Origin of the sequence: Exiguobacterium sp. BMC-KP (assembly GCF_001275385.1) — a bacterium.
GTDB lineage: Bacteria > Bacillota > Bacilli > Exiguobacteriales > Exiguobacteriaceae > Exiguobacterium_A.
Genome location: NZ_LGIW01000015.1, coordinates 1,760,562 through 1,785,361, shown reverse-complemented (window position 1 = coordinate 1,785,361; position 24,800 = coordinate 1,760,562). Strand labels below are relative to the sequence as shown.

Annotated in this window: 22 protein-coding genes, 1 tRNA gene and 1 pseudogene; 21 read left to right on the top strand and 3 right to left on the bottom strand. The window is 48.5% G+C overall.

What is annotated here, in order from left to right; translation table 11 throughout:
* Window positions 1-5 precede the first annotated feature (5 nt).
* From ADM98_RS15040 to ADM98_RS15020, 5 genes are all read left to right on the top strand, one after another.
* Window positions 6-1,430, top strand: a complete 1,425-nt coding sequence (locus ADM98_RS15040; RefSeq protein ID WP_053454183.1) for a S41 family peptidase — start codon at window positions 6-8, stop codon at window positions 1,428-1,430.
* Window positions 1,431-1,452: 22 nt separating this feature from the next.
* Complete coding sequence (locus tag ADM98_RS15035) at window positions 1,453-2,616, top strand: PDZ domain-containing protein (RefSeq protein WP_053454182.1); 1,164 nt, start codon at window positions 1,453-1,455, stop codon at window positions 2,614-2,616.
* Window positions 2,617-2,820: 204 nt separating this feature from the next.
* Window positions 2,821-4,788: an excinuclease ABC subunit UvrB gene (gene uvrB / locus ADM98_RS15030; RefSeq protein ID WP_053454181.1), complete on the top strand. Its 1,968-nt coding sequence runs from the start codon at window positions 2,821-2,823 to the stop codon at window positions 4,786-4,788.
* A gap of 1 nt (window position 4,789) precedes the next feature.
* Entirely contained in the window at window positions 4,790-7,645 is a 2,856-nt protein-coding gene (uvrA, locus tag ADM98_RS15025; RefSeq protein WP_053454180.1) for an excinuclease ABC subunit UvrA, read from the top strand.
* 100 nt (window positions 7,646-7,745) lie between these two features.
* Window positions 7,746-8,855, top strand: a complete 1,110-nt coding sequence (locus ADM98_RS15020) for a DUF4097 family beta strand repeat-containing protein (protein WP_053454179.1) — start codon at window positions 7,746-7,748, stop codon at window positions 8,853-8,855.
* Window positions 8,856-9,091: 236 nt separating this feature from the next.
* Here ADM98_RS15020 and ADM98_RS15015 read toward each other — a convergent pair whose 3' ends face one another.
* Complete coding sequence (locus tag ADM98_RS15015; protein WP_053454178.1) at window positions 9,092-9,478, bottom strand: hypothetical protein; 387 nt, start codon at window positions 9,476-9,478, stop codon at window positions 9,092-9,094.
* A 123-nt stretch (window positions 9,479-9,601) separates the two neighbouring features.
* Between ADM98_RS15015 and hprK the strand changes: the two genes are divergently transcribed.
* The 11 genes from hprK (at window position 9,602) to ADM98_RS14960 (ending at window position 18,765) form a co-directional block, all read left to right on the top strand.
* Window positions 9,602-10,537 carry an HPr(Ser) kinase/phosphatase gene (hprK, locus tag ADM98_RS15010; protein ID WP_023469231.1) on the top strand — a complete coding sequence of 312 codons (936 nt, stop codon included), beginning with the start codon at window positions 9,602-9,604 and terminating at the stop codon, window positions 10,535-10,537.
* Window positions 10,537-11,370 carry a prolipoprotein diacylglyceryl transferase gene (lgt, locus tag ADM98_RS15005; RefSeq protein ID WP_053454177.1) on the top strand — a complete coding sequence of 278 codons (834 nt, stop codon included), beginning with the start codon at window positions 10,537-10,539 and terminating at the stop codon, window positions 11,368-11,370. The genes hprK and lgt overlap by 1 nt, the downstream gene beginning before the upstream one ends.
* A gap of 3 nt (window positions 11,371-11,373) precedes the next feature.
* The gene (gene ppaX, locus ADM98_RS15000; protein WP_053454176.1) at window positions 11,374-12,030 is read left to right on the top strand and encodes a pyrophosphatase PpaX; all 657 of its coding nucleotides are present in this window, start codon (window positions 11,374-11,376) and stop codon (window positions 12,028-12,030) included.
* Window positions 12,014-12,496, top strand: a complete 483-nt coding sequence (locus ADM98_RS14995; protein WP_053454175.1) for an acyltransferase — start codon at window positions 12,014-12,016, stop codon at window positions 12,494-12,496. Before ppaX ends, ADM98_RS14995 begins: the two co-directional genes overlap by 17 nt.
* A 31-nt stretch (window positions 12,497-12,527) precedes the next feature.
* Window positions 12,528-12,908, top strand: a complete 381-nt coding sequence (gene kapB / locus ADM98_RS14990) for a sporulation phosphorelay system protein KapB (RefSeq protein ID WP_053454174.1) — start codon at window positions 12,528-12,530, stop codon at window positions 12,906-12,908.
* Window positions 12,909-13,004: 96 nt separating this feature from the next.
* Window positions 13,005-14,489, top strand: a complete 1,485-nt coding sequence (locus ADM98_RS14985; protein WP_053454173.1) for a tetratricopeptide repeat protein — start codon at window positions 13,005-13,007, stop codon at window positions 14,487-14,489.
* A 61-nt stretch (window positions 14,490-14,550) separates the two neighbouring features.
* Window positions 14,551-15,513 (top strand): thioredoxin-disulfide reductase, encoded by a 963-nt coding sequence (gene trxB, locus ADM98_RS14980; RefSeq protein ID WP_023469225.1) that lies wholly within the window; start codon window positions 14,551-14,553, stop codon window positions 15,511-15,513.
* A gap of 112 nt (window positions 15,514-15,625) precedes the next feature.
* Window positions 15,626-16,495 carry an RNase adapter RapZ gene (rapZ, locus tag ADM98_RS14975; RefSeq protein WP_053454172.1) on the top strand — a complete coding sequence of 290 codons (870 nt, stop codon included), beginning with the start codon at window positions 15,626-15,628 and terminating at the stop codon, window positions 16,493-16,495.
* Window positions 16,495-17,493 (top strand): gluconeogenesis factor YvcK family protein, encoded by a 999-nt coding sequence (locus tag ADM98_RS14970; protein ID WP_023469223.1) that lies wholly within the window; start codon window positions 16,495-16,497, stop codon window positions 17,491-17,493. Before rapZ ends, ADM98_RS14970 begins: the two co-directional genes overlap by 1 nt.
* Window positions 17,490-18,446: a DNA-binding protein WhiA gene (gene whiA, locus ADM98_RS14965; RefSeq protein ID WP_053454171.1), complete on the top strand. Its 957-nt coding sequence runs from the start codon at window positions 17,490-17,492 to the stop codon at window positions 18,444-18,446. The genes ADM98_RS14970 and whiA overlap by 4 nt, the downstream gene beginning before the upstream one ends.
* Window positions 18,447-18,528: 82 nt before the next feature.
* A complete protein-coding gene (locus ADM98_RS14960) occupies window positions 18,529-18,765 on the top strand; it encodes a hypothetical protein (RefSeq protein ID WP_023469221.1) in 237 nt (78 codons plus the stop codon).
* A 106-nt stretch (window positions 18,766-18,871) separates the two neighbouring features.
* Here the strand turns inward: ADM98_RS14960 and clpP are convergent.
* Both clpP and ADM98_RS14950 read right to left on the bottom strand, forming a co-directional pair.
* Window positions 18,872-19,456 (bottom strand): annotated as a pseudogene (clpP, locus tag ADM98_RS14955) (ATP-dependent Clp endopeptidase proteolytic subunit ClpP); the annotation flags it as partial.
* Between the two features lie 182 nt (window positions 19,457-19,638).
* A tRNA-Arg gene (locus ADM98_RS14950) sits at window positions 19,639-19,714 on the bottom strand.
* A 154-nt stretch (window positions 19,715-19,868) separates the two neighbouring features.
* Here ADM98_RS14950 and ADM98_RS14945 point away from each other — a divergent pair.
* The 5 genes from ADM98_RS14945 to ADM98_RS14925 all read left to right on the top strand — a co-directional run bounded on the left by ADM98_RS14945 (window position 19,869) and on the right by ADM98_RS14925 (window position 24,773).
* A complete protein-coding gene (locus tag ADM98_RS14945) occupies window positions 19,869-21,011 on the top strand; it encodes an RNA polymerase factor sigma-54 (protein WP_053454170.1) in 1,143 nt (380 codons plus the stop codon).
* Window positions 21,002-21,262, top strand: a complete 261-nt coding sequence (locus ADM98_RS14940; RefSeq protein ID WP_053454169.1) for a glutaredoxin family protein — start codon at window positions 21,002-21,004, stop codon at window positions 21,260-21,262. The genes ADM98_RS14945 and ADM98_RS14940 overlap by 10 nt, the downstream gene beginning before the upstream one ends.
* A gap of 118 nt (window positions 21,263-21,380) precedes the next feature.
* On the top strand, window positions 21,381-22,406 hold the full coding sequence (locus tag ADM98_RS14935; RefSeq protein ID WP_053454569.1) for a sugar-binding transcriptional regulator: 1,026 nt from the start codon (window positions 21,381-21,383) through the stop codon (window positions 22,404-22,406).
* A 53-nt stretch (window positions 22,407-22,459) separates the two neighbouring features.
* Window positions 22,460-23,467 (top strand): type I glyceraldehyde-3-phosphate dehydrogenase, encoded by a 1,008-nt coding sequence (gene gap / locus ADM98_RS14930; RefSeq protein WP_035409970.1) that lies wholly within the window; start codon window positions 22,460-22,462, stop codon window positions 23,465-23,467.
* A gap of 121 nt (window positions 23,468-23,588) precedes the next feature.
* Window positions 23,589-24,773: a phosphoglycerate kinase gene (locus ADM98_RS14925; RefSeq protein WP_050678694.1), complete on the top strand. Its 1,185-nt coding sequence runs from the start codon at window positions 23,589-23,591 to the stop codon at window positions 24,771-24,773.
* The last annotated feature ends 27 nt before the right edge of the window (window positions 24,774-24,800 follow it).

Genomic DNA, 24,800 nt, shown 5'->3' with positions numbered 1-24,800 from the left:
CAAGCGTGAAAAAATCTACAACAGCAGTCATCGCGGTCAGTACCTTCGGGCTTGGTTTAGGGGCAGGTGCCGTCGGGATGTTGGCGGCAGGCGGAACGGATTCCGTCTCGACATCATCGTCTTCTTCGAATGCAACGGGGGATTGGAAAAAAATCGATCAGGTGCGTCAAATGATCGAACAGAACTATCTAGAGGACGTGACGGATAAAGAACTGCTGGATGGTGCGTTATCCGGGATGGCGGAAGTGCTCGACGACCCGTACTCGGTCTACATGGATGAGTCAGAGACGGCATCGTTCAATACGAATCTGTCGTCTTCGTTTGAAGGGATTGGGGCAACGCTTGAACAAAAAGGTGAGTCGATCGTCATCGTCTCACCAATCAAAGGCTCACCCGCTGAAAAAGCGGGCATCAAACCGGGCGACGTCATCTTAGAAATTGATGGTAAGTCGACAAAAGGTCAAAAGACGGATCAAGCGGTCAAAAAAATTCGTGGTGAAAAAGGGACGAACGTCGTCCTGACGATTCAGCGCAGTGGTCAAGACGCGATGGATATCACGATCAAACGGGATACGATTCCGATTGAGACGGTCTATACGTCGACGGAAGACGTCAACGGGAAGAAGATCGGTGTCTTGCAAGTGACACAGTTCTCGGAACCGACAGCAGAAGAGTTTGAGAAGGGTCTTGCGAAACTCGAGAGTCAGAATATTGATGGACTCGTCATCGACGTCCGAGGGAACCCAGGTGGTCTACTAACGGCTGTCTCGAAAATGATTGCATCGTTCATCCCGACGGATGTTCCGATTTATCAAGTAGAGAACAATAAGGGAGAGCGTCAGCAGGAATTCGGGAAGGCAGACGAGAAGAAACCTTATAACATCGTCGTGCTCGAAGACGGCGGATCGGCATCGGCGTCTGAGATTTTAGCAGCTGGTCTGAAAGAAGGTGCTGGGGCTGAGGTCGTCGGTACAAAATCGTTTGGTAAAGGAATTGTCCAAAGTGCCTATGACCTGAAGGACGGTAGCGACTTGAAGTTGACGACGAACAAATGGCTAACACCGGACGGCAACTGGATCCACAAAAAAGGGGTCAAGCCGACGATTGAAGTCAAGCAACCGGCTTACTTTAACGTCACGAAGATTTTGACTGACAAAAAGTCACTCGCAGTCGGTGATTATGGAAAATCGGTCGAAAACGCTCACCTGGTCCTTGAAGCAATCGGTTACGAGCCAAAAGGACAGGACGGCTATTTCGGTGACACGATGAAGAAAGCCGTTGAAGCCTTGCAAAAGGATGCGAAGCTTGATGTCACAGGAAAAATCGATCAGCAGACGGCGGGTGAGATGGAGACACGTCTCCTGAAGAAACTCGAGGATGACAAGAATGACGTTCAGCGGAAAAAAGCACTCGAGGTCGCTGCTCAATAATAAGGAATGGAAAGAGGTCTGAATGCGCGTGGAATTACTCGATGAAATTGGTTGGACCGCGATTAGTCTCATCGCCAGTCCGACCTTGTGGTTAGCACTCCTTGTCAGTTGGGTCATCGGCATCCGGCGTGTCAAACGGGAGCGTGGTCTGTTCCGCTCCCGGACACACGGAAAACGAAGCGATGTTCTCGAAACACTTTTACCGGGGCTACTCGTTGGTCTTATCTTATCCGTCGTCAGCGGATGGCTTGGATTAACGGTGACACCACAATACGCTCTGATGTTACTTGGACTTTCAAGCGTGCTATTGTTAATCGGCATCGTTCGCTTAAACGTACCGCTTTGGCCAATCGTCTTACTTGGACTTGCCGGCTGGTTCGTGATGGATTCGCGTCTCGATTCAGTTCGCGCAGTCGATCCGAAGATGATTTTATTACTTGCGACGGTAACACTCATCGCTGAAGTTGTCCTCGTCTGGTGGCGTGGGCAACGCCGCCTGTCCCCGTCACTCGTCGTCTCGAAGCGTGGTCGCTTCATCGGTGGCTTGTCAGCAAATAAGCTTTGGCTCTTGCCACTGCTCGTCTTCGTTCCGGGCGACGTACTCGAGACATGGTGGCCACGTTACAGTTTCCCGGGACTCGTTCCAATCATTGTGTGGTTACCGATCGGCTTCAGCTTCCTCTTTACCGGTAAGTTACCGAAGGAGTTGATGCGTCCACTCGTCCAAGGACGTTTGATCACGAGTCTCGTTGCAATCTTGTTGACGGTTCTTGCATACGTCACCGGACAAGCTGAATGGCTGTACGGCATCATTTTGTTGCTCGTCCTGCATATTCTGTTGCATCAACGGGTCAAACGTTTGAACCGGGCACAAACACCGCTCTTCCTTAATGGAACGCGTGGTGCGGTGATTCTCGGGACACTTCCCGATAAACCGGCTGCCGAGATGGGCTTGATTCCGGGGGAAGCGATCTATAAAGTCAACGGTGAGAAGGTCGACTCGGAAGCGTCGTTCTATGAAGCCATTCAAAAACACAAACCGTATCTGCGTCTTGAAGTCATGAACCATAACGGGGACATCCGTTTTGCGCAACGTGCCTTCTATGAACAAGACCATCATGAACTCGGTATCCTGTTCGTGAACGAGCCGGCCCATGGTCGGACGAAGGTTCGGTCCTTACATTAAAGAGTACATCCCTGTCACGGAACATCCGTGATAGGGATTTTTTTGTAAACGAAAAATCGATGTGCAACACTCGAAGCAAAAAGAAACTTTTGCATTTTCGAAAAAAAGGGTAACTTCCTAAAAGGAGCACTTCATAATCGAATGTTTGTTCGTAAAGTGGTACAATAAAAATAGATTTTTTACGTGATGAGGGGGAAGCAAACGATGGATTTTGAACTCGTTTCACCATTTGAGCCAGGCGGTGATCAGCCGACGGCAATCGAAAAATTGGTGACTGGGCTAAAACAAGGCGAACGACATCAGACGTTGCTTGGGGCGACCGGTACAGGGAAGACGTTCACAGTGTCGAACGTCATCAAGGAAATCAAGAAACCGACGCTTGTCCTTGCCCACAACAAAACACTAGCGGGACAACTCTACTCGGAGTTCAAGGAATTTTTCCCGAACAACGCGGTCGAGTACTTTGTTAGTTTTTATGATTATTACCAACCGGAAGCATATGTCCCGTCGACCGATACGTTCATTGAGAAGGATTCCTCAATCAATGATGAAATTGACAAGTTGCGTCACTCGGCGACGTCCGCCTTGTTCGAACGGGAGGACGTCTTGATCGTTGCCTCTGTCTCGTGTATCTATGGTCTCGGTAACCCGGAAGAATACAACAACCACGTCTTGTCACTTCGTGTCGGTAATGAGATGGGGCGTAATGAGATGCTCCGTCGCTTGATCGACATTCAATATGAGCGAAACGATATCGACTTCCAGCGCGGACGGTTCCGCGTCCGAGGAGACGTCGTTGAGATCTTCCCGGCGTCGCGTGATGAGCAGTGTGTACGAATCGAATTCTTCGGTGACGAGATTGAGCGGATTCGTGATATGGATCCGTTAACAGGTGAAATCATCGCGGACCGTGAGCATATTTCAATCTTCCCGGCGTCCCACTTCGTGACGGGGGATACCCGTTTGCAGAAGGCAATCGCGAACATCGAGAAGGAACTTGAAGTGCAGCTTGCGAAGTTACGTGAAGACAATCAATTACTTGAAGCACAACGGCTCGAGCAACGGACGAACTATGACCTCGAGATGATGCGTGAGATGGGCTATTGCTCAGGAATCGAGAACTACTCGCGTCATTTGAACTTGATGCCGGAAGGGGCAACACCGTATACGTTGATCGATTACTTCCCGAAAGACTTCTTACTCGTTGCTGACGAGTCACACGTGACACTGCCGCAAATTCGCGGGATGTACAATGGCGACCAAGCGCGGAAACAAGTCCTTGTCGATCACGGTTTCCGTCTGCCTTCAGCAAAAGACAACCGTCCGCTACGGTTCGAGGAGTTCGAAGAAAAAGTCAGTCAGGCAATCTATATCTCGGCGACACCGGGACCGTATGAACTCGAACATTCAAAAGAGATGGTTGAGCAAATCATCCGTCCGACGGGTCTTGTTGATCCGACGATTGAGATTCATCCGATTACCGGACAAATCGATTATTTGATGGACAACATCCGCGATCGCGTGGCGAAGAACGAGCGTGTCCTCGTTACGACATTGACGAAGAAAATGTCGGAAGACTTGACCGATTATTTGAAGGAACACGGGGTCAAGGTCAACTACATGCACTCGGAGATCAAGACACTCGAACGAATTGAAATCATTCGTGACTTACGACTCGGGAAGTACGACGTCCTCGTCGGGATCAACTTACTTCGAGAAGGACTTGATATTCCGGAAGTTTCGCTCGTAACGATTCTTGATGCCGATAAAGAAGGTTTCCTCCGGTCAGACCGTTCACTAATCCAGACGATTGGTCGGGCAGCACGAAACTCAGAAGGTCATGTCATCTTGTTTGCTGATAAAGTCACTGATTCAATGCAACGAGCAATCGATGAGACAGAACGTCGTCGCGCGATTCAGATGGCATTTAACGAAGAGCATGGCATTACGCCGCAGACGATCAAAAAAGATGTCCGTGGTGTCATTAGTACGACGATCGAGAGCGACGATACCGTCGAAAAACTCGAGAAGTTTAACAAACTCAAAAAACCGGAGCGCGAAACGTTACTCGAACAGCTCGACCAAGAGATGCGTCAAGCGGCGAAGGACATGCAGTTCGAACGAGCTGCCGAGCTCCGCGACCTCATATTAGAATTGAAAGCAGGTGCCTAAGTTGGGAGAAAAGAAGAATCAGATTATCATCAAAGGCGCTCGCGTCAATAATCTACAAAACATCGATGTCGAAATTCCCCGTGACCAACTCGTCGTCTTGACGGGTCTGTCCGGGTCAGGGAAATCGTCGCTTGCCTTTGATACGATTTACGCTGAAGGACAGCGTCGTTATGTCGAAAGTTTATCGGCTTATGCCCGTCAGTTCCTCGGACAGATGGATAAGCCAGATGTCGACACGATTGAAGGATTAAGTCCAGCGATCTCGATCGACCAGAAAACGACGAGTAAAAACCCACGATCAACGGTCGGAACCGTGACGGAAATCTATGATTATCTTCGACTATTGTACGCACGGATCGGGAAACCGATCTGTCCGAATCACGGAATCGAGATTTCGAGTCAGACAATCAGTCAGATGGTCGACCAAGTAATGGAACAACCAGAACGGACGCGTCTGCAAATCCTCGCGCCGATCGTCTCCGGACGAAAAGGAACGCACGTTAAAGTCCTCGACGATCTTAAGAAAGAAGGTTTCGTCCGTGTCCGCGTCAACGGAGAGACACTTGATCTCGCGGAAGAAATCACGCTTGAGAAAAATAAGAAACATTCGATTGAAGTCGTCGTCGACCGTGTCGTTGTTCGACCAGACGTCGAAGCCCGCCTCGCCGATTCGCTTGAAACAGCGCTTCGTCTCGCTGACGGTCGTGTCATCGTCGATACGATGGATGGAAACGAACTCTTATTCAGTGAACACCATGCTTGTCCGATTTGTGGCTTCTCGATTGGTGAACTCGAGCCACGGATGTTCTCGTTCAACTCGCCGTTTGGTGCTTGTACGTCATGTGATGGACTGGGGACGAAACTTGAGGTCGATGTCGATCTCGTTGTGCCGCATCCAGATAAGTCATTGAACGAAGGGGCAATCGTGGCGTGGGAACCGACAAGTTCGCAGTATTATCCACAATTGCTTAAAGCGGTCTGCGACCACTTTAAGATTGATATGGATACACCGTTCGAACAGTTGTCAGAAGAGCATCGCGAAACACTCTTGAATGGAAACACCAAAGAAGAAATCCATTTCCGTTATGAAAATGATTTCGGAATGGTCCGGAATACGGATCTCTACTTCGAAGGTGTCCTCAATAATTTACAACGTCGTTTCAAGGAGACGTCATCTGATTACATCCGTGAACAGATGGAAGGCTATATGGCGAAGAAGGCATGTCCGACATGTAAAGGACATCGTTTAAAACGGGAATCACTTGCCGTCAAAGTATCCGATCACCACATCGGTGAAGTGACAAAGATGTCCGTTAAACAAGCGGTCATGTTCTTTGACGAACTACCAGAGAAATTAAGTGAGAAAGACAAGACGATTTCAAAAATGATCGTCCGTGAGATTCACGAACGCGCGTCGTTCCTCGAGAACGTCGGTCTCGATTACCTGACGATCTCTCGTGCAGCTGGTACGTTGTCTGGTGGGGAAGCGCAACGGATTCGTCTTGCAACACAAATTGGTTCGCGTTTGACGGGTGTCCTTTACGTCCTCGATGAACCATCGATTGGTTTACATCAACGCGATAATGATCGCTTGATCAATACGCTAAAAGCGATGCGTGACCTCGGGAACACATTGATCGTCGTCGAGCATGATGAAGATACGATGATGGCAGCTGACTATTTGATTGATATCGGACCAGGTGCTGGCGATCACGGTGGTTTCGTCACGGCAGCCGGGAAACCAGAAGAACTGATGAAGGATGCGAACTCGCTGACCGGTCAATACTTGTCTGGGAAGAAGTTCATCCCTGTCCCATCGACACGCAAAGAGTCAGACGGTCGGATGCTCCACATCCACAAAGCGTCGGAAAACAACCTGAAGAACGTTGATGTCGACATTCCGCTTGGTTTATTCGTTGCCGTTACGGGTGTGTCGGGATCCGGGAAATCAACATTGATCAATGAGATTCTCTATAAGACGATCGCCCACGAGATGAACCGGGCGAAGGAAAAGCCGGGTGCCCATAAAGGCATCACCGGTCTCGACCAAATCGACAAGGTCATCGATATCGATCAATCGCCAATTGGTCGGACACCACGTTCGAACCCAGCAACGTATACTGGTGTCTTTGATGATATTCGTGACGTCTTTGCTTCAACGAACGAAGCAAAACTTCGTGGGTACAAAAAAGGACGCTTCAGTTTCAACATCAAGGGTGGACGCTGTGAAGCGTGTCGTGGCGATGGAATCATTAAGATCGAGATGCACTTCTTACCGGATGTCTATGTTCCGTGTGAAGTCTGTCACGGGAAACGTTATAACCGCGAAACACTTGAAGTGAAATATAAAGGCAAAACGATTGCCGATGTCCTTGAAATGACAGTCGAAGATGCACTCGCTTTCTTCGAGAACATTCCGAAAATCACGCGGAAACTACAGACGATTGCTGACGTTGGACTCACGTATATGCGTCTCGGTCAACCCGCGACGGAATTGTCCGGTGGGGAAGCACAGCGCGTCAAGCTGGCGTCTGAGTTGCATAAGCGTTCGACCGGGAAGACAATTTATATTCTCGATGAGCCAACGACAGGGCTGCACGTCCACGATATTGCGCGTCTTCTGAAAGTCTTGCAACGTCTCGTCGACAATGGAGATACGGTACTCGTTATCGAACACAATTTAGACGTCATTAAGACGGCCGACTACTTGATTGATCTTGGACCAGAAGGGGGCGACGGCGGCGGAACGATCGTAGCTGCCGGTACACCGGAACAGATCGCTGAAGTTAAAGCATCGTATACGGGACATTATCTCGCTCCGGTCCTTGAACGGGATGCGGCACGAATTGAATCGTGAAACTTTTGTGGATGAGGATTCGTAGGAAGGAACTAAGGGAACTTAAACGAAAGTATCATGTAACACACGTTTGAGGTTCAAGAATAGGAGGGAACGGTTCATGAAGCAAGATATGCGTCAATTGATATTGGAGCAAGTCAAAGAAGGAAAGTTAACGATTGATGAGGCACTTGATAAACTTGAGCGACTCGAATCAATCGACGAACGTGCTACTTCTGCAAGTGAACATAAGTACGTCGATGAACCAGAACAGTATGATCGGGTCGACCAGTATTCCGTCGATTCGCTGACGACGAAAGTCATGTCAGCATTCGATAATCTCGTCAGCCGGATCAAGGACAGTGATCTTTCACTCAATCAGGCGTCAGGTCCGAACGTTACCTACGTCAAACAATTCCCATTCAGCGGAGAGACGGTCCACGTCGATCTGTTCAATGCGAACTTGGTCGTTGAACCGAGTGATCTTGAAGAATGCGAGTTGACGGTGACGGGGCGTCCGCTCCGCCGCCAACAGGTGACGGAAGAACAAGCGCTTGAGCAACTTCAGGCAGCCGTCCAACATGCGGTTTCAGCAAACACACTATCCATCCGTCTAAAGGATAAGAGTGTCCGTGCGACGGTCCATCTGAAAGTTCCACGCCGCCATTACGAATCATTCGTCTTACAGACGTTGAACGGTGAGATTTCGTTATCGTCACTCGATACGACGTCCGCTCAACTGATGACAGCGAACGGTCGAGTCAATGTCCGTGACCTCTTCAGTGAAGATGTCAAAGTATCAACAGCAAACGGCTCAATCGAAATCGAAGAGTCAGAGTTGAAGGTCTTGAAGGCGAAGACAGCCAACGGTCAGATCATCACGACGGGTGTCTTCGAACGCTCGGAACTGAAAACAGCGAACGGAAACGTTCGTTGCGAACTGAAGACGGCGCAAAACGCGAAAGTCAAAGCTTCATCGCTTGCCGGAAGCATCGCCTTGATGTTGCCGCATGGCGCTGAAGTCTACGGAGAACTTGAGACGAACTTCGGTGGTCTCAACTGTAACCTCGACGACATGGAATTGATCCGGGATCAAAAAGAGATCGTCAACCGGAAGCTTCATTTCGTATCAGGTCGCGGTCGTTCACCAAAAATCGAGGTCGAAGCCGATACGAAGACAGGTACGATTTCTGTCACGCACGGCGTTCACCTCAGTCCACAAGCGTTATAAGCATACCGGCGTAACTTCTTGAAAAAGAGGTTGCGCTTTTCTTATGACGTTGTATCCGCTTTGCGTACTTTTTCTTAGGCGAGACTGTCGCGGCTTCATCGTTCTGTCTGGGTCTCGTTTGTCTCTGACAGCGCGGATAACTGCGCTTTCTCCTGTAGGAGGCACGCAAGCGGAGCGACGTCGTCTACACACATAAAACCCCCATCCTCCTTGAAGAAGATGGGGGTTTTCGTGAATCAATAATTGTAATCCTGATCCATCATCGGTTCATCGAAGTTCATGTTTTCGATGTTATTCATGTCATACCCGAATGAGAGTAAGGCGATGACGCCGATGACGGCAAGCACGATCGAGACGAGGATCAGACCGAGGCCGAGCCAGCTCTTTCCCCGTGAACGATTCCAATAGAAGATGATTGCAAGGACGTAGGAGATGAATGACCCACTGATGAAGACCCCGATAATCGAAATGATGAAGAATAAAAGGGCTGTTTGATCCTGATTCCGGGAGTAGGCTTTCCACATATCAATCAGCGAAATCACGAGATAGACGAAACCAGCAATTGCGAGAATCCCAAATAAAATAAGTATTAAAACGAACCAAATGCCGCCAGCTGACATCATGGCAAAACCTCCTTCAAAATATTAACTCTTTATTCCATTCCCAAGAAATCAAGCTTCTAATCCAATTCCATAAATCGAATAAAAATATGGTACAATACTTCAAGTGAAAGGGGCTGATGAAGCGTGCAACCAAAAGTGCGAACAGCTGAAATCGTAAAACAATTCAATCTCCACATCGTCACGGGAGAAGAGGGCTTACATCGCCCGATTCTGACGGCCGATTTGTGCCGACCTGGCCTTGTGCTTGCCGGTTATTATGCCTATTATCCGGCAGAACGTCTTCAAATTCTCGGTAAAACGGAATTGACGTTCTTCAATAATTTAACGTATGAGGAACAACGCGAACGAGCGAACGTCCTCTGTACGGATGAAACACCTGGTATTTTGATCACACGAGGATTTGACGTACCGGAAGCAATCATCCAAGCCGCAGACGAGACGAACGTACCACTGTTGACAACAAAAGGGCATACGACATCGGTCGAGTCACAGATCACGAACTTCCTCGAAGCAGAACTCGCGCCAACGACGGCAATGCATGGTGTCCTCGTTGATATCTATGGTGTTGGTGTCTTCATTAAAGGTGCAAGTGGTGTTGGTAAATCGGAAACGGCACTCGAACTCGTCAAACGCGGTCATCGCCTAGTAGCGGATGACTCGGTCGAGATTCGTCAAACCGGTGACGGGATTCTAGTCGGAACCGCACCGAAATTGATTCAACATCTGCTTGAGATTCGTGGAATTGGGATCATCGATGTGATGACGTTGTTTGGTGCAGGTGCTGTTCGCTCGCACAAGAAAATCAGCCTCGTCTGTAACCTCGAGATTTGGGATCAGTCGAAAGTTTATGACCGCGTTGGTCTCGATCAAGAGACACTCCAAATCATCGATACGGAAATTCCGTTCCTGACGATTCCGGTTCGCCCCGGACGAAACCTTGCTGTCATCATCGAAGTCGCAGCGATGAACTATCGTCTGAAAAACATGGGCATCAACACAGCAGAAGAATTCGCGGGACGTCTCGCGCAAGCAATTGAAGATGGGAATGGTGGTCTTTGATGGGAACTTTAGCCTCTGTACAACCAACGTTTGACCGCGTGGCGATTGAGATTGGTCCAGTACCGATTTACTGGTATGGCATCGTCATCGCACTCGGTGCAGTCGTTGGACTGTTGATCGCGATCTTCGAATCGAAGCGAATTGGCTTCAACGAAGAGTATGCGGTCGATGTCGTCATCTGGTCGATTCCGATCAGTATCATCTGTGCACGTATTTACTACGTCGCGTTCGAGTGGGACTACTACAGTCAGCATCTCGATCAGATCATCAATATCCGTCAAGGCGGGATCGCGATTCACGGTGCGATCATCGGTGCGATCTTGACGGTCATCATTTATACACGTAAGAAAAAGATTTCGTTCTGGCAAATTGCTGATATCTTGGCACCGTCACTCTTATTCGGACAAGCCGTTGGACGCTGGGGCAACTTCTTCAACCAAGAGGCGCACGGTGGTGAGACGACGTGGTCGTACTTACAAGATACGTTGCACTTGCCAAACTGGATCGTTAATCAGATGTATATTGATGGAACGTACTACTTACCAACGTTCCTTTATGAAAGCATTTGGAACATTATCGGTGTCATCCTGTTGATCGTTTGGCGGATGAAGTTCAATCCACGTCGTGGATATGTCTTCCTTGGTTATCTTGTCTGGTATTCGATTGGACGCTACTACATTGAAGGACTCCGGACGGATAGTCTGATGATGGCTGATGGACTCCGGACAGCACAAATCGTCTCGATTTGTCTGATCATCTTTGGTGTGATCATGTTCGTCGTTCGTCGCAACGCCGTTCGTTACTTGGATGGTTCAAAAAAGGAGGCGAAGTAATCGATGATTCGCACACTTCTGTTTGACTTAGATGGTACGTTGATCGATACGAATCCATTGATTTTAAAAAGTTTCGAACATACGCTCAGTTACTATTACCCAGACCGGACGTTCACGGAAGCGGAATTGCTTCCGTTCATCGGTCCGACACTTGAAAAATCATTCTCAGCCATGAACGCGGAACAATGGAAAGAGATGGTCGCTTTTTACCGCAGTTATAACATCGCCATGCATGATGCGCTCGTACTTGAGTATCCAGGCGTTCTTGACGGGTTACGACGTCTGCATGAAGCAGGCTACAAGATGGCAGTCGTGACGTCGAAAAGCCGTCGCGTCGCTTTACGCGGCATCGAGTTATTCGGTTTGACGTCACTGTTTGACGCGGTCATCGCAGCGGACGACGTAACAGAAGAAAAACCAGCGGTCGAACCCTTCGAAAAAGCGATGCAGTTGCTTGGGACAACACCAGACGAGACGATCATGGTTGGAGACAACGATACGGACATTCTCGGTGGTAAGAACGCGGGACTGAAGACAGTCGCAGTCGGCTGGGCAATCAAAGGGCGCACGTACTTAGAGGCACTCGAGCCAGACGTCATCATCGACTCGATGGATCATCTCGCTGCGTGGCTGGAGGAACAAAATGGCACGGCGAACTGATCGCTTTCAGGTCGGAACGACGAATCCACTCTGGCACATGTACCGGACCGTCTCGTTCTTTAAAGTGATGTGGTGCTTTACGATCGTTACGATTGGTCGGTTTACACCATCGCTCCGTTTCAAGAATGCACTCTACCGGACTTGCCTTCGGATGAAGATCGGGGAGAAGACGGCACTTGCCTTGATGGTGATGCCAGATACAATGTTCCCGGAGCGGATCACGATTGGTGACAATACGATCATCGGCTTCAATACGACGATTCTCTGTCATGAATATTTGACGACGGAGTATCGCTTAGGCGATGTCGTCATTGGAAGCAACGTCTTGATCGGTGCGAACGTGACGATTCTACCGGGCGTAACGATTGGAGATGGTGCCGTTGTCGGTGCCGGATCTGTCGTTCACCGGGATATCGCACCGAACGAACGCGTCTCGAGTCAGCCGCTTCGTCGGCACGAAATGTGACAAAACTGTGAGAAGGAAGAAGGAAAAAAAGATGACGCATATCCGCTTTACGTATAAGACAGGAAAGTATTTCGGAAGATTATTCGCCGAACGTCCACAAGGTCTCGTCGTTGAGGTGTTGGCTGTTGAAAAGCATCCTGTTCAAGGCGATCTTCATCAACCGAACCAAGTTGATGTCCCACTCTTTCATATCCGAACTGCCTTGCATAAGCACGAAAAGATCACAGTTTCGCCCGCAGTCGTTTATGCGTATGATGGAGAGATTCCGGAATATGCGGCGAGTTTACGACAGGCATATGACAAGGACGTGGCACGTCTTGAAGGACTGAATCCAGAGACGGATGCTTTTGTACGAAAATGCTTAGAGAATTACAAAGAACTGGAATCGATTTATGCGAAACGCTGGGGATGAACTCCGGCGTTTTTTTCTGTTGCATGCCTTCTAGAGATAGGGTATTCTTGTGTCTGCAACTACGAAACCAGTTTACTATTTATGGGGGCTTGAATCATGATGGAATTAACCAAATACAAAGCAGACCCCTTTGCGATAACAGCGCGCCAAGCGGAACTTTTTTATTTCCGCGGACGGAAGGCGCACCGGGAAGGGCGACTGGACGAAGCCGTCTATCACTTAGATGAGGCGACGGCACTTCAGCCAGCGGATATCCGCTATTTGCTCCGTTATGCCCGTGTCTTATTCGAGACAGGAGAAATCAATCATGCGAATGATGTCTTGAAACAGATTCGTGCACTCGACGCATCAAATACGGAAGCACTCTTTTATTTAGCGAATAACTACGCACACGTCTCACTTTATGAAGAGGCGCGACACCATGCGATGGAATATTTAGAACAGGCACCAAACGGCAAACACGCAGAGGCATCGGCCGCACTCGTGGAATTGATTGATCTCGAACAAGAGATGGAAGATGACGAAGAAGATGAATTGATTCGTCTGCACGGTCAGGCACAGCGCCAGATCGATAAAGGGATGCTGTTCGCTGCACAGGAAACGTTGACGGGACTGATTGCTCAGTACCCGACGTTCTGGCCTGCCTACAACAACCTCGCGATCGTTGAGTTCTATTTAGGAGAGAACGATCAAGCATTCGCTTCTCTCGAACGGGTCCTTGAAGGAAACCCGGGCAATTTGCATGCCCTCTGTAACACGCTCGTCTTGTTACACGAGATGGGACAAGACGAAGAGGCACACAGCCTCTCTCGTCAGCTCGAACACGTCCGTTCCGTGCACCTGGAGACACGGTATAAGGTCGCCTCAACTTTAGCGATCATCGGTCGTTACGATATCGCCTATGAAGAGTTGAAGTTACTCGAACGTCGCGGTTACCGAGGAGATCCACTCTTTGGGCACTGGTTATCGATCTCTGCTTATAAAACAGGACACGTCGAAGAAGCAACAGCTTTCTTGAAGTCAGACGAAGCACAAGCGTTAAAGGAAGAAACGGATACGTATGACATCCGCCACAACCTACAGTTTCGTTCAGCACTCATTCAAGCGTTGAAGACAGAAGATGATGTCTCACGCATCTTCACGGCACTTCTTCTTGGCAAACTGAACGATGCCGAAGCACGGCTTGCGTTGTCGATGATGCCAGAAGTGACAGACCGTGAAGACGTCCTCTTGTTGACGGAACAGATCATCGTCGAGATGGAAGGTCGGACTGATGTCGTGGATGAACGCATTCACCGGGCATTACAGACGATTCGCCTTGCGGAACGATTTGTTTCAGACGAAGAACGGATGAGTCTTGAAGGTGATTTTTACGAACGCTTCGCGCAACTCGTTTTAAGTGGTGAGTCGTTCGATTCGATCGAAGCTTCGGCTGCATCACTGCTTTATCTGTTCCATGATTTACGAGACGGGATGTTGATTGAAGAATGTGCATCGCTCGTCGATTGTTCATTTGATCACGTCGCGTCGATGATCCGGACACATGAACGGATGCTGGCACCGCTGCAAGCAAAGTGTTAGACGTTTAGGGGATTCTCACCTATACTCAAACTACAACGATTACGATAAATGGGGTGGAATCATGGCGGAAACAGAACAAAAAATTTATGACGTCATCATCATCGGGGCAGGTCCTGCTGGGATGACAGCTGCACTTTACGCATCACGTGCGAACCTTTCGACATTGATGATCGAACGTGGGATTCCGGGCGGTCAGATGGCGAACACAGAAGATATCGAGAACTACCCAGGATACGATAGCATCCTCGGACCAGATCTCTCACAAAAAATGTTCGACCACTCGAAAGCATTCGGCGCAGAATATGCGTACGGAGACGTTCGGAGTATCGAAGATGGTAAAGCATACAAAACAATTCATGCACACAATAAAGATTACTACGCACGGGCAATCATCATTGCGTCAGGTGCACAATATAAAAAGATCGGCGTACCGGGCGAAGAAGAGCTCGGCGGTCGTGGTGTCTCGTACTGTGCCGTTTGTGATGGTGCGTTCTTTAAAGAAAAAGAACTCTTCGTCATCGGTGGAGGCGACTCAGCGGTTGAAGAAGGCGTCTACTTGACGCGATTCGCGAAAAAAGTCACGATTGTTCACCGTCGTGATGAGCTCCGTGCTCAAAAGATTCTTCAAAAACGTGCGTTCGACAACCCGAAAATCGACTTCATCTGGAACCATACGGTCAAACAGATTAACGAACAAGACGGAAAAGTCGGCGGTATTGAGCTAATCAATACAAAAACAGCTGACGTAACAACACATCCAATCGATGGTGTCTTCATCTACATCGGGATGAACCCGATCACAGGCTACGTCCAAGATCTCGGTATCTTGAACGACCAAGGTTATGTCGTGACGAATGAAGCGATGGAAACGAACATCAAAGGGATCTTTGCTGCTGGTGACGTTCGTGAAAAAACACTTCGTCAAGTCGTTACAGCGACAAACGACGGTTCGATTGCTGCACAAAATGCACAACACTTCATCGAAGCGTTGCTTGAAGAATTACAAGAATCCTCACACGCGTAATAACGAACCAGTTTCATTGAAGGTATCTTCAGTGAGGCTGGCTCTTTTTTTATGATATACTGAAAATGAAGAGAAAAAATACACACGGAACTGTTGTCTGGAGGGCGAAAAGATGGAACAGAATCAACCACAACTTGTCATCATCACAGGTATGAGTGGGGCTGGAAAGACAGTCGCAATGAACAGCTTTGAGGATTTAGGCTATTTCTGTGTCGACAATCTACCACCAACGTTATTGCCACAACTCATCGAAGTCATCGGACAAGTGCGTCCTAAAATCGCCGTTGCCATCGATACACGTGCGCGTGATTTCATCGACAGTTTTTTTGTCGTTTATGAGGATCTGAAAAAGACGAATTTACAGACTCGGATGCTGTATCTCGATGCGCGTAACGATGTCCTCGTACGCCGTTATAAAGAATCACGTCGTTCCCATCCGCTTGCACCCACTGACTCACCACTGATCGGGATTGAACGTGAGCGGACGTTGCTCGAAGGGTTCCGTGATAAAGCACAAATGCTGATTGATACGAGTGACATCAAACCACTCGTCCTAAAAGAACGCTTATTGAAAGAGTTTACGACAGGAGAACGGATTCCGTTCACGGTCAACGTCATGTCGTTTGGTTTTAAACACGGATTGCCGCTTGATGCCGATCTTGTCTTTGACCTCCGGTTCTTACCGAACCCGTTCTACATTCCAGAACTGCGTCCAAAAACAGGACTCGATGAGGAAGTCGCGTCTTACGTCATGCAGTGGCCTGAAGCGAAGCTGTTCTATAAAAAACTCGTCGATTTGCTCGAGTTCCTGATTCCGCAATACGAGCGAGAAGGGAAGTCGCAACTCGTCATCGCCCTCGGTTGTACGGGAGGAAAGCATCGGTCGATTACGTTCGCGGAAGCAATCAGCAAGGAATTCGCGACGCAGTATCACATTGAGACGAACCACCGGGATTATGTACATGCGAAGGAGGAGAAGTGATGAAATGGGAACGTAAAGTCGTCGCCATTGGTGGCGGGACAGGACTCTCGACGCTTCTTCGTGGACTGAAGCATTATCCGCTCGATATTACAGCAATCGTTACCGTCGCGGATGACGGCGGAAGTTCTGGTCGCCTGCGGACAGAGTTTAATATGTTGCCGCCTGGCGATATTCGCAATGTCATCGTCTCCTTATCGAAATCGGAAACCCTGATGGACCGGATCATGCAGTACCGGTTTGAGACCGGCGAAGGATTACATGGGCATTCGCTCGGCAACTTGATGCTGACGGCAGCGACGCAACTCTGTAACGGTTCGTTCGTTGAAGCGATTGGTGTCATGGGACAACTGTTGAACGCGGAAGGAAAAGTCTATCCCGCGACAGAACGTACGATTACACTATGTGCTGAGTTCGAGGATGGAACGATCGTTAAAGGGGAGTCACTGATTCCGACGGTTGGTAAGAAAATCGAACGAATTTTCCTCGAGGAACAAGACGTCCGTCCAGTACCGGAAGCGATTCAAGCGATTCTTGATGCCGATGTCATCGTCCTTGGACCAGGGAGTCTCTATACAAGTATCATTCCGAACGTCTTGATCGATGAGATTCGAGAAGCAATTCAGCAATCGCTGGCTCCAGTCGTCTATATTTGTAACGTCATGACACAACCCGGTGAGACGACAGCATTTACAGCAAATGAGCACTTATCGACGCTCGAACGCTTTCTCGGTCAAGGAGTCGTCGATACGATCATCGTCAATAATGAGTCGATCGATGCTGGTTATTTGAAAAAGTATCAAAAGGATCACGCCGACATCGTCACCTATAATGAAAAACAATTCGAGTTAGCAGGCGTTGAAGTGCTTGCAGACGATATCGTTGATTATAATCATCACTTCATTCGTCACGATTCAGACGCCGTCGCAAGTCTCGTCATGCGAAAAGTATTATCGATTCGGCGCATGCGTCAACTCGAAGGGAAGGAGGAGCTGACATGAGCTTTGCCTCAGAAGTCAAAAAAGAATTAACGCAGATTCCGATTACCGATCATGAGATGAAGGCAGAACTTGCAGCACTCGCTCGGATGAACGGTGCGATCTCGTTCGGACTCGGACGCGGTCTGACACTGGATATTTCAACTGAGAATGCTTCGATTGCTCGTCGGATCTATTCGTTGCTTAAAAAAGCATACGGTGTTCACCTCGATCTGCTCGTGCGGAAGAAAATGCGTCTGAAAAAGAACAATGTCTACATCGTCCGTGTTAAACAACAAGCGGATAAGATTTTGCAAGACCTCGGGATTTTAGGGGAAGGATTCACGATGATTCGTTCGATCAGTGATGCGATCTTAAACGATGAACGAAAAGCACGCGCTTATTTGAGAGGGGCATTCCTCGCTGGTGGTTCGCTCAACAATCCGGCGACGTCGTCGTATCATTTAGAAATCTTCAGCTTGTACGAAGAACACAATGCGGCGCTACGCGGTTTATCGAATGTCTTTGACTTGAATGCGAAGGCGATCGAACGGAAAAAAGGACACATCCTCTACATCAAGGAGAGCGAAAAGATTTCCGATTTCCTCAAACTCATCGATGCGACACAATCGATGCTGCGGTTCGAGGACGTGCGGATTTTAAAAGATATGCGCAACTCGGTCAACCGTCTCGTTAACTGTGAGACAGCGAACCTCAACAAGACGGTCGGCGCGGCATTACGTCAAGTCGAAAACATCAAGTTCCTCGAGCGGACGGTCGGTCTCGACGTCTTACCAGATAAGTTGAAGGAAATCGCAATCTTGCGTGTCACGCATCAAGACGTCACGTTACAAGAGCTCGGTGAGATGGTCGAAAGCGGCTCCATCTCAAAATCAGGGATCAATCACCGGTTGCGGAAGATTGATCAAATCGCAGAAAAAATCCGAAATGGCGAGTCGATGACAGGGGCCTTATAAGAGGGTCGCTTGCGAGATGAACCATAGTCTACTATAATATATAGTCGATGCAACTAAATGTTCGAATTAAGGAGTTTTTGAAATGGCTAACGAAAAGAAACGTATTTCGCTGACTGTAGACGCGAAGTTTGACGAAGTATTAACGAAAAAAGCAAAATCAATCGGTGTACCGAAAAGCACGCTCGTTGCATTCGCAACATCATTATTCCTGAAGCAATTACAAGCAGAAGAAGAGCTTTCGCCACATGCGAACGCCATCTACTCGCTGATTCGTGAAAACCACGACATCGTTTCAGACATCACAGACTTGATCGACTGATCATCGACCTCTCGTTCTTTATGGAACGGGAGGTTTTTTGTATATGTATAGATGTGGAAATACGTATTAAAAAAGTGCCTCCCGTAAAGGAGACACTTTGGATGACTTATGCACGTTCCATGACGCGGTCGATGAGACCGTAGTCAGCAGCAGCTTGTGCTGACATGAAGTTGTCACGCTCTGTATCGCGTTCGATGACTTCAAGTGGTTGTCCTGTGTTTTCAGCCATGATTTTGTTGAGATGCTCACGCATTTTGATGATACGTTCCGCATGGATTTTAATATCCGATGCTTGACCTTGTGTACCACCGAGTGGTTGGTGGATCATGATTTCAGCGTTTGGTAACGCGAAACGTTTTCCTTTTGCGCCAGCTTGGAGCAAGAATGCACCCATCGATGCTGCCATACCGATACAAATCGTAGAAACTTGTGGTTTGATGAAGTTCATTGTATCGTAAATCGCCATACCGGCAGTAATCGAACCACCTGGGCTGTTGATGTAAAGCGAGATTTCTTTATCTGGATCTTCTGCTGCTAAGAACAGAAGTTGGGCAACGACTGAGTTGGCGACGTTGTCGTCAATCGCGCTCCCGAGAAGAATGATGCGGTCTTTTAGCAAACGTGAGTAGATATCGTAAGCACGTTCCCCGCGGTTTGTTTGTTCGATGACTGTTGGAATTAACATAGTCTTTGCCTCCTTATAGTTGGTATGTAGCTTCCTATTCGACTTATCCTTATCATAATCCTTTGGTCAATATTGGTCAAAAGATACGATGCGACTTTTAGGTATTTTTCCATTACAAGGGCAAATGAAACATATCAATATAGAAAAAAGGCAACGCCATTGCTGGCATTGCCTTGTAGTTGAATAAATGGTACACCCGGAGAGATTCGAACTCCCGACACCTGGTACCGGAAACCAGTGCTCTATCCCCTGAGCTACGGGTGCATCTGATGTACTGAACAATTAATAGTATATCGACATTTTTTCAGAAAAGCAATAGGGAAGCGTGAGTTTTCTTTTTCCTGAGCGGTGCGAGAAACGTTCGTAGGGTGTTTTTTAAAACGTTTCTTCTATAATAAGAAGCAGAGGAGGGGAATCGATGGATCAACGCCAAGAACAGACGCAACAGATGACATTATCGGCGTCACAACAGTATCAGTTACATGTGCTCGAGCAACCTGCGGCTGAACTCGAGGAGGAATGGCGACGATTGAAACGACGAATGCACCGCCATTACCCGAATCAGCTTTCGCTAGAAGTCGAGCAAGTGACGGGAAACATGGCGTCCTATGAAGAGGAGCTTCTTGCACAAATACGTTTAGAATCAGTCAGACAGGAAATAAGATATATGGCGGAACAACTCATTGTGTATTTAGAAGCGGACGGTTTAATGCGAACATCGGACGAGCAGCTCGCTGCATCCTTCTCGACGGATGTCGCATCGATTCGAGAAGCACGAACGCTCCTCCAACAATGTGAACCGGTCGGAATCGCTGCCCGCTCGGAACGCGAATGCCAGTGGTTACAGGCAATCGAGCTAGACGATGTGGAACTGATTGAACTAACGGATCGGTTGCGACATGAATCGGCGAATCAGGTGTTCGCTCGGTTCAGTGAACCGGATCGAACGCGATTGCGAAAACGACTGACGCGACTAAGCCGAACCCCAGATCTTCAAAAGGGAGAACGAACGGTTACAGCAGAGGCGCGAATTCGTATGTTGGATGGAGAACTTCATATCGACTGGATGACACTCGACACGGATCAGACGTGGCTCGAATTAAAAGAGGCAACGCCTTTTTTGCGCGCTTACGAACGACGACGTGTTACATTGCATGCCATTCTTTCCGTTTTACTTGAGCGGCAAGGACGCTGGTTCAAAGGCGAACTGCATCTCGAGCCGCTGACGAAAAAACAAGTCGCAGAAGCAACGGGACATCATCCATCGACAATCGGTCGAGCGATTGCTTCTAAGTACGTCGAGACGTTACATGGTCTCGTTGCCCTAGAAGACTTGTTCGTCTCACGGACGACGACTGGGGATTCGAGTTTTTTAATCAAACGACGAATCGCCGAATACATTCAGCAAAGCGATCGACCGTTAAGTGATCAGCAATTGACGGACCGCCTGCACGCAGACGGTCTGACGGTCGCGCGACGGACGGTCGCAAAATACCGGGCAGCGCTTGGATTGACGAAAAAAACGATGCAGCAAAGAAAGGCGCAATCAGAATGGGATTAAAACGACACAGACACTTAACACTCTATTCACGTCCGGGATGTACGCTATGTGAAGAGGCCGCCATCTTACTCGACTTCGTACTCGATGAGTTTCCGGAATGGACGTTCGAGGAAGTCAACATCGATCAGGATGAAGCGCTCAGTCTACGGTTCTTATATGAGATTCCCGTCGTCATGTATGACGGTGAAATCTGGAGTTATGGCAAATTCGACACGGAAACAGTAAGAAAACGCTTACTTCAAAAAACTTGAGAAACGAGACTTGCAAGGCGAGAAATGGACTGTTATGATAACGGTGTACCAAGTGGGACACGTTATGACATGCGGGACAAAAAGCGTCCAGCTACTTGAGAGGAGAGGGAAATACATGATTCGGCAGTTAGTCCAGATCCAAAAACGAATCGTGCCTGATCTGATCGAAGAAATGCAGACACGCTACGACATCCTTCATTATGTGCGACTGATGCAACCGATCGGACGACGCACGCTTGCGACAAGCCTTGGCTTGACGGAACGCGTCTTACGGCGGGAAGTCGACTTCTTGAAGCAACAAGACCTCCTAGAGGTCGCAACGCAAGGGATGTCCTTAACGGATGAAGGACGAAACGTTCTTCGCAGCATGCACAGCATCATGGGAGAACTCGCAGGGATCTCAGACATGGCGAAAGCCTTGAAAGAGAGACTCGGGGTACGGGACGTCGTCATCGTACCGGGTGATTCCGATGAGACCTTCTGGGTACAACGAGACATGGGGCGGGCGACCGTCGCACGACTCAAGCGAGAGCTTTCTTCAGACCATCACAATACGATCGCTGTCACAGGCGGTACGACGATGGCTTCGGTCGCGGCGATGATGTCGCCAGACAAGGAACACCGTCCAATGACGTTCGTTCCGGCGCGCGGAGGACTGGGAGAAACGCTCGAACTACAAGCGAACACAGTATGCTCACGGATGGCGTCACGCGCTCAAAGTGATTATCATCTGCTTCACATCCCGGACATGGTCAGTACAGAGACGTTCGTCAAGATGATCGAAGAGCCGAGCATAAAAAATGTGCTTCAAATGATTAAAGGTGCTTCAATCGTGGTACATGGAATTGGTGAGGCGAAAACGATGGCAAAACGTCGTCGTGCGTCTGAGGATCTCCTGACCCGACTGGAACATGAACAGGCAGTAGCGGAAGCATTCGGTTATTACTTCGACCGAGATGGGAACATCGTGCACCGGGTCAAGACAGTTGGTCTCCAACTCGATGACTTGAAGCAAGTTGAACACGTCATCGTCGTCGCAGGTGGTCATTCGAAGGCAGAAGCGATCAACGCCTATGTCAAACAGTCGCCAGACATCATCCTGATTACGGATGAAGGCGCAGCAACTTCGATTTTGAAAGGGTAACCCCCTTTTGAATAATAGATAACTCGCTTTACATTAAAAGGAGGAAAATTATCATGGCAGTAAAAGTTGGTATTAACGGATTTGGACGTATCGGACGTTTGGCACTTCGTCAAATTCTTCAATTCGATGGAATCGAAGTAGTCGCGATCAACGACCTTACAGACACTAAAATGCTTGCACACCTTCTCAAATATGACACGACTCAAGGTCGTTTCGACGGCGAAGTTGAAGTACACGACGGTTACTTCCTCGTCAACGGTAAAGAAATCAAAACACTTGCTAACCGCAACCCAGAAGAACTCCCATGGGGCGAGCTCGGTGTTGACATCGTTCTCGAATGTACTGGTTTCTTCACAGACAAAGAAAAAGCTGAGCTTCACTTGAAAGCTGGCGCTAAAAAAGTCGTTATCTCTGCACCTGCAACTGGCGACATGAAAACAGTCGTCTTCAACACAAACCACGAAATCCTTGACGGAACTGAAACAGTTATCTCTGGTGCTTCTTGTACTACTAACTGTCTCGCGCCAATGGCTAAAGTTCTCCAAGATCAGTTCGGAATCGTTGAAGGTCTCATGACTACGATCCACGCTTACACTGGTGACCAAAACACACTCGACGCTCCACACCCTAAAGGTGACTTCCGTCGTGCACGTGCGGCAGCAGCAAACATCGTTCCTAACTCAACTGGTGCTGCAAAAGCAATCGGTCTCGTTCTTCCAGAACTTCAAGGTAAACTTGACGGATCTGCACAACGTGTACCAGTCGCTACAGGTTCACTCACTGAGCTCGTAACTGTACTCGACAAAAAAGTTTCTGTAGAAGAAATCAACGCAGCAATGAAAGCAGCTGCTAACGAGTCTTACGGTTACACTGAAGACGAAATCGTTTCTTCTGACATCGTTGGTATCTCTTACGGATCACTCTTCGATGCAACACAAACTAAAGTCATGACAGTCGGCGACAAACAACTCGTTAAAACAGTTGCTTGGTATGACAACGAAATGTCTTACACTAGCCAACTCGTTCGTACACTCAAACACTTCGCAGAAATCGCTAAGTAATTCGAGCAATTAAATAGCAATTGAATAAGAGCGGAAACGATATTAGTCTCCGCTCTTATTGCGGAAAAAAGCGGGAGGGGCATTCGCCCCTCACTATACGTAAGAGACGGAGGACGAATGTATGAATAAGAAATCGATTCGCGACATCGATGTACAAGGAAAACGCGTATTTACACGCGTAGATTTCAACGTACCGTTGGAAGACGGTAAAATCACGGATGACACACGGATCCGTGCTGCACTCCCAACGATCAAACACTTGATCGACGGCGGAGCAAAAGTCATTCTCGCTAGCCACATGGGTCGTCCAAAAGGCGAAAAGAACCCTGAGTTCTCACTTGCACCAGTCGTAGCACGCCTCAGCGAATTGCTTGGTAAAGACATCAAGCTCGTTGAAGAAGCATACGGTCCAGTTGCAGAAGAAGCAGTCAGCAAACTCGAAAACGGCGATGTCGTCGTCTTAGAGAACGTCCGCTTCTATCCTGGCGAAACGAAAAACGACGAAGAGCTCGCTAAAGGATTCGCGAAACTCGCTGACGTTTTCGTCAACGACGCGTTCGGCGCAGCACACCGTGCACACGCATCGACAGAAGGTATCGCACACCATGTCGACACAGCAGTTGCCGGTCTTCTCATCGAAAAAGAACTTCAAGTTCTCGGTAAAGCTCTTTCTAACCCAGATCGCCCGTTCACGGCAATCATCGGTGGTTCGAAAGTTGCGGATAAAATCGGTGTCATCGATCACTTACTCGACATCGTCGATACGTTGATCATCGGTGGCGGCTTATCGTACACGTTCCTCACAGCTCGTGGTATCGAAGTCGGTACTTCACTTCTTGAGGTCGACAAAATCGACCAAGCGAAGGAATTCATGAAAAAAGCAGAAGAAAAAGGCGTTAAGTTCCTCATGCCTGTCGACTGTGTCATCACGAAGGAATTCGGAGAAGAAACATATGTCGGACCACGTGACATCACAGAGATCCCAGCAGATCACATGTCACTTGATATCGGTCCAAAAACGGTTGAACTCTATGCAGAGGCAATCAAGAACTCGAAACTCGTCGTCTGGAACGGACCGATGGGCGTATTCGAACTCGATAAATACGCAAACGGTACAAAAGGTGTCGCGCAAGCTCTTGCGGACAGCGATGCGTACTCAATCATCGGCGGTGGCGACTCAGCTGCTGCGGCAGAGAAATTCGGTCTTGCTGACAAAATGAGCCACATTTCTACAGGTGGTGGAGCAAGTCTCGAATTCATGGAAGGGAAAGCTCTTCCTGGTGTCGAAGCGCTAAACGACAAGTAATCTAAGTTCACAAGGGAGTGTTTCTCA

Coding starts and splice junctions, on each gene's coding strand:
- ADM98_RS15020 (WP_053454179.1), top strand. CDS start 7,746: ATGAAGCAAGATATGCGTCAATTGATATTGGAGCAAGTCAAAGAAGGA.
- ADM98_RS15035 (WP_053454182.1), top strand. CDS start 1,453: ATGCGCGTGGAATTACTCGATGAAATTGGTTGGACCGCGATTAGTCTC.
- ppaX (WP_053454176.1), top strand. CDS start 11,374: ATGATTCGCACACTTCTGTTTGACTTAGATGGTACGTTGATCGATACG.
- ADM98_RS14925 (WP_050678694.1), top strand. CDS start 23,589: ATGAATAAGAAATCGATTCGCGACATCGATGTACAAGGAAAACGCGTA.
- whiA (WP_053454171.1), top strand. CDS start 17,490: ATGAGCTTTGCCTCAGAAGTCAAAAAAGAATTAACGCAGATTCCGATT.
- ADM98_RS14960 (WP_023469221.1), top strand. CDS start 18,529: ATGGCTAACGAAAAGAAACGTATTTCGCTGACTGTAGACGCGAAGTTT.
- ADM98_RS14985 (WP_053454173.1), top strand. CDS start 13,005: ATGATGGAATTAACCAAATACAAAGCAGACCCCTTTGCGATAACAGCG.
- ADM98_RS14945 (WP_053454170.1), top strand. CDS start 19,869: ATGGATCAACGCCAAGAACAGACGCAACAGATGACATTATCGGCGTCA.
- ADM98_RS14970 (WP_023469223.1), top strand. CDS start 16,495: ATGAAATGGGAACGTAAAGTCGTCGCCATTGGTGGCGGGACAGGACTC.
- ADM98_RS15015 (WP_053454178.1), bottom strand. CDS start 9,478: ATGATGTCAGCTGGCGGCATTTGGTTCGTTTTAATACTTATTTTATTT.
- kapB (WP_053454174.1), top strand. CDS start 12,528: ATGACGCATATCCGCTTTACGTATAAGACAGGAAAGTATTTCGGAAGA.
- gap (WP_035409970.1), top strand. CDS start 22,460: ATGGCAGTAAAAGTTGGTATTAACGGATTTGGACGTATCGGACGTTTG.
- ADM98_RS14995 (WP_053454175.1), top strand. CDS start 12,014: ATGGCACGGCGAACTGATCGCTTTCAGGTCGGAACGACGAATCCACTC.
- lgt (WP_053454177.1), top strand. CDS start 10,537: ATGGGAACTTTAGCCTCTGTACAACCAACGTTTGACCGCGTGGCGATT.
- uvrB (WP_053454181.1), top strand. CDS start 2,821: ATGGATTTTGAACTCGTTTCACCATTTGAGCCAGGCGGTGATCAGCCG.
- rapZ (WP_053454172.1), top strand. CDS start 15,626: ATGGAACAGAATCAACCACAACTTGTCATCATCACAGGTATGAGTGGG.
- trxB (WP_023469225.1), top strand. CDS start 14,551: ATGGCGGAAACAGAACAAAAAATTTATGACGTCATCATCATCGGGGCA.
- ADM98_RS14940 (WP_053454169.1), top strand. CDS start 21,002: ATGGGATTAAAACGACACAGACACTTAACACTCTATTCACGTCCGGGA.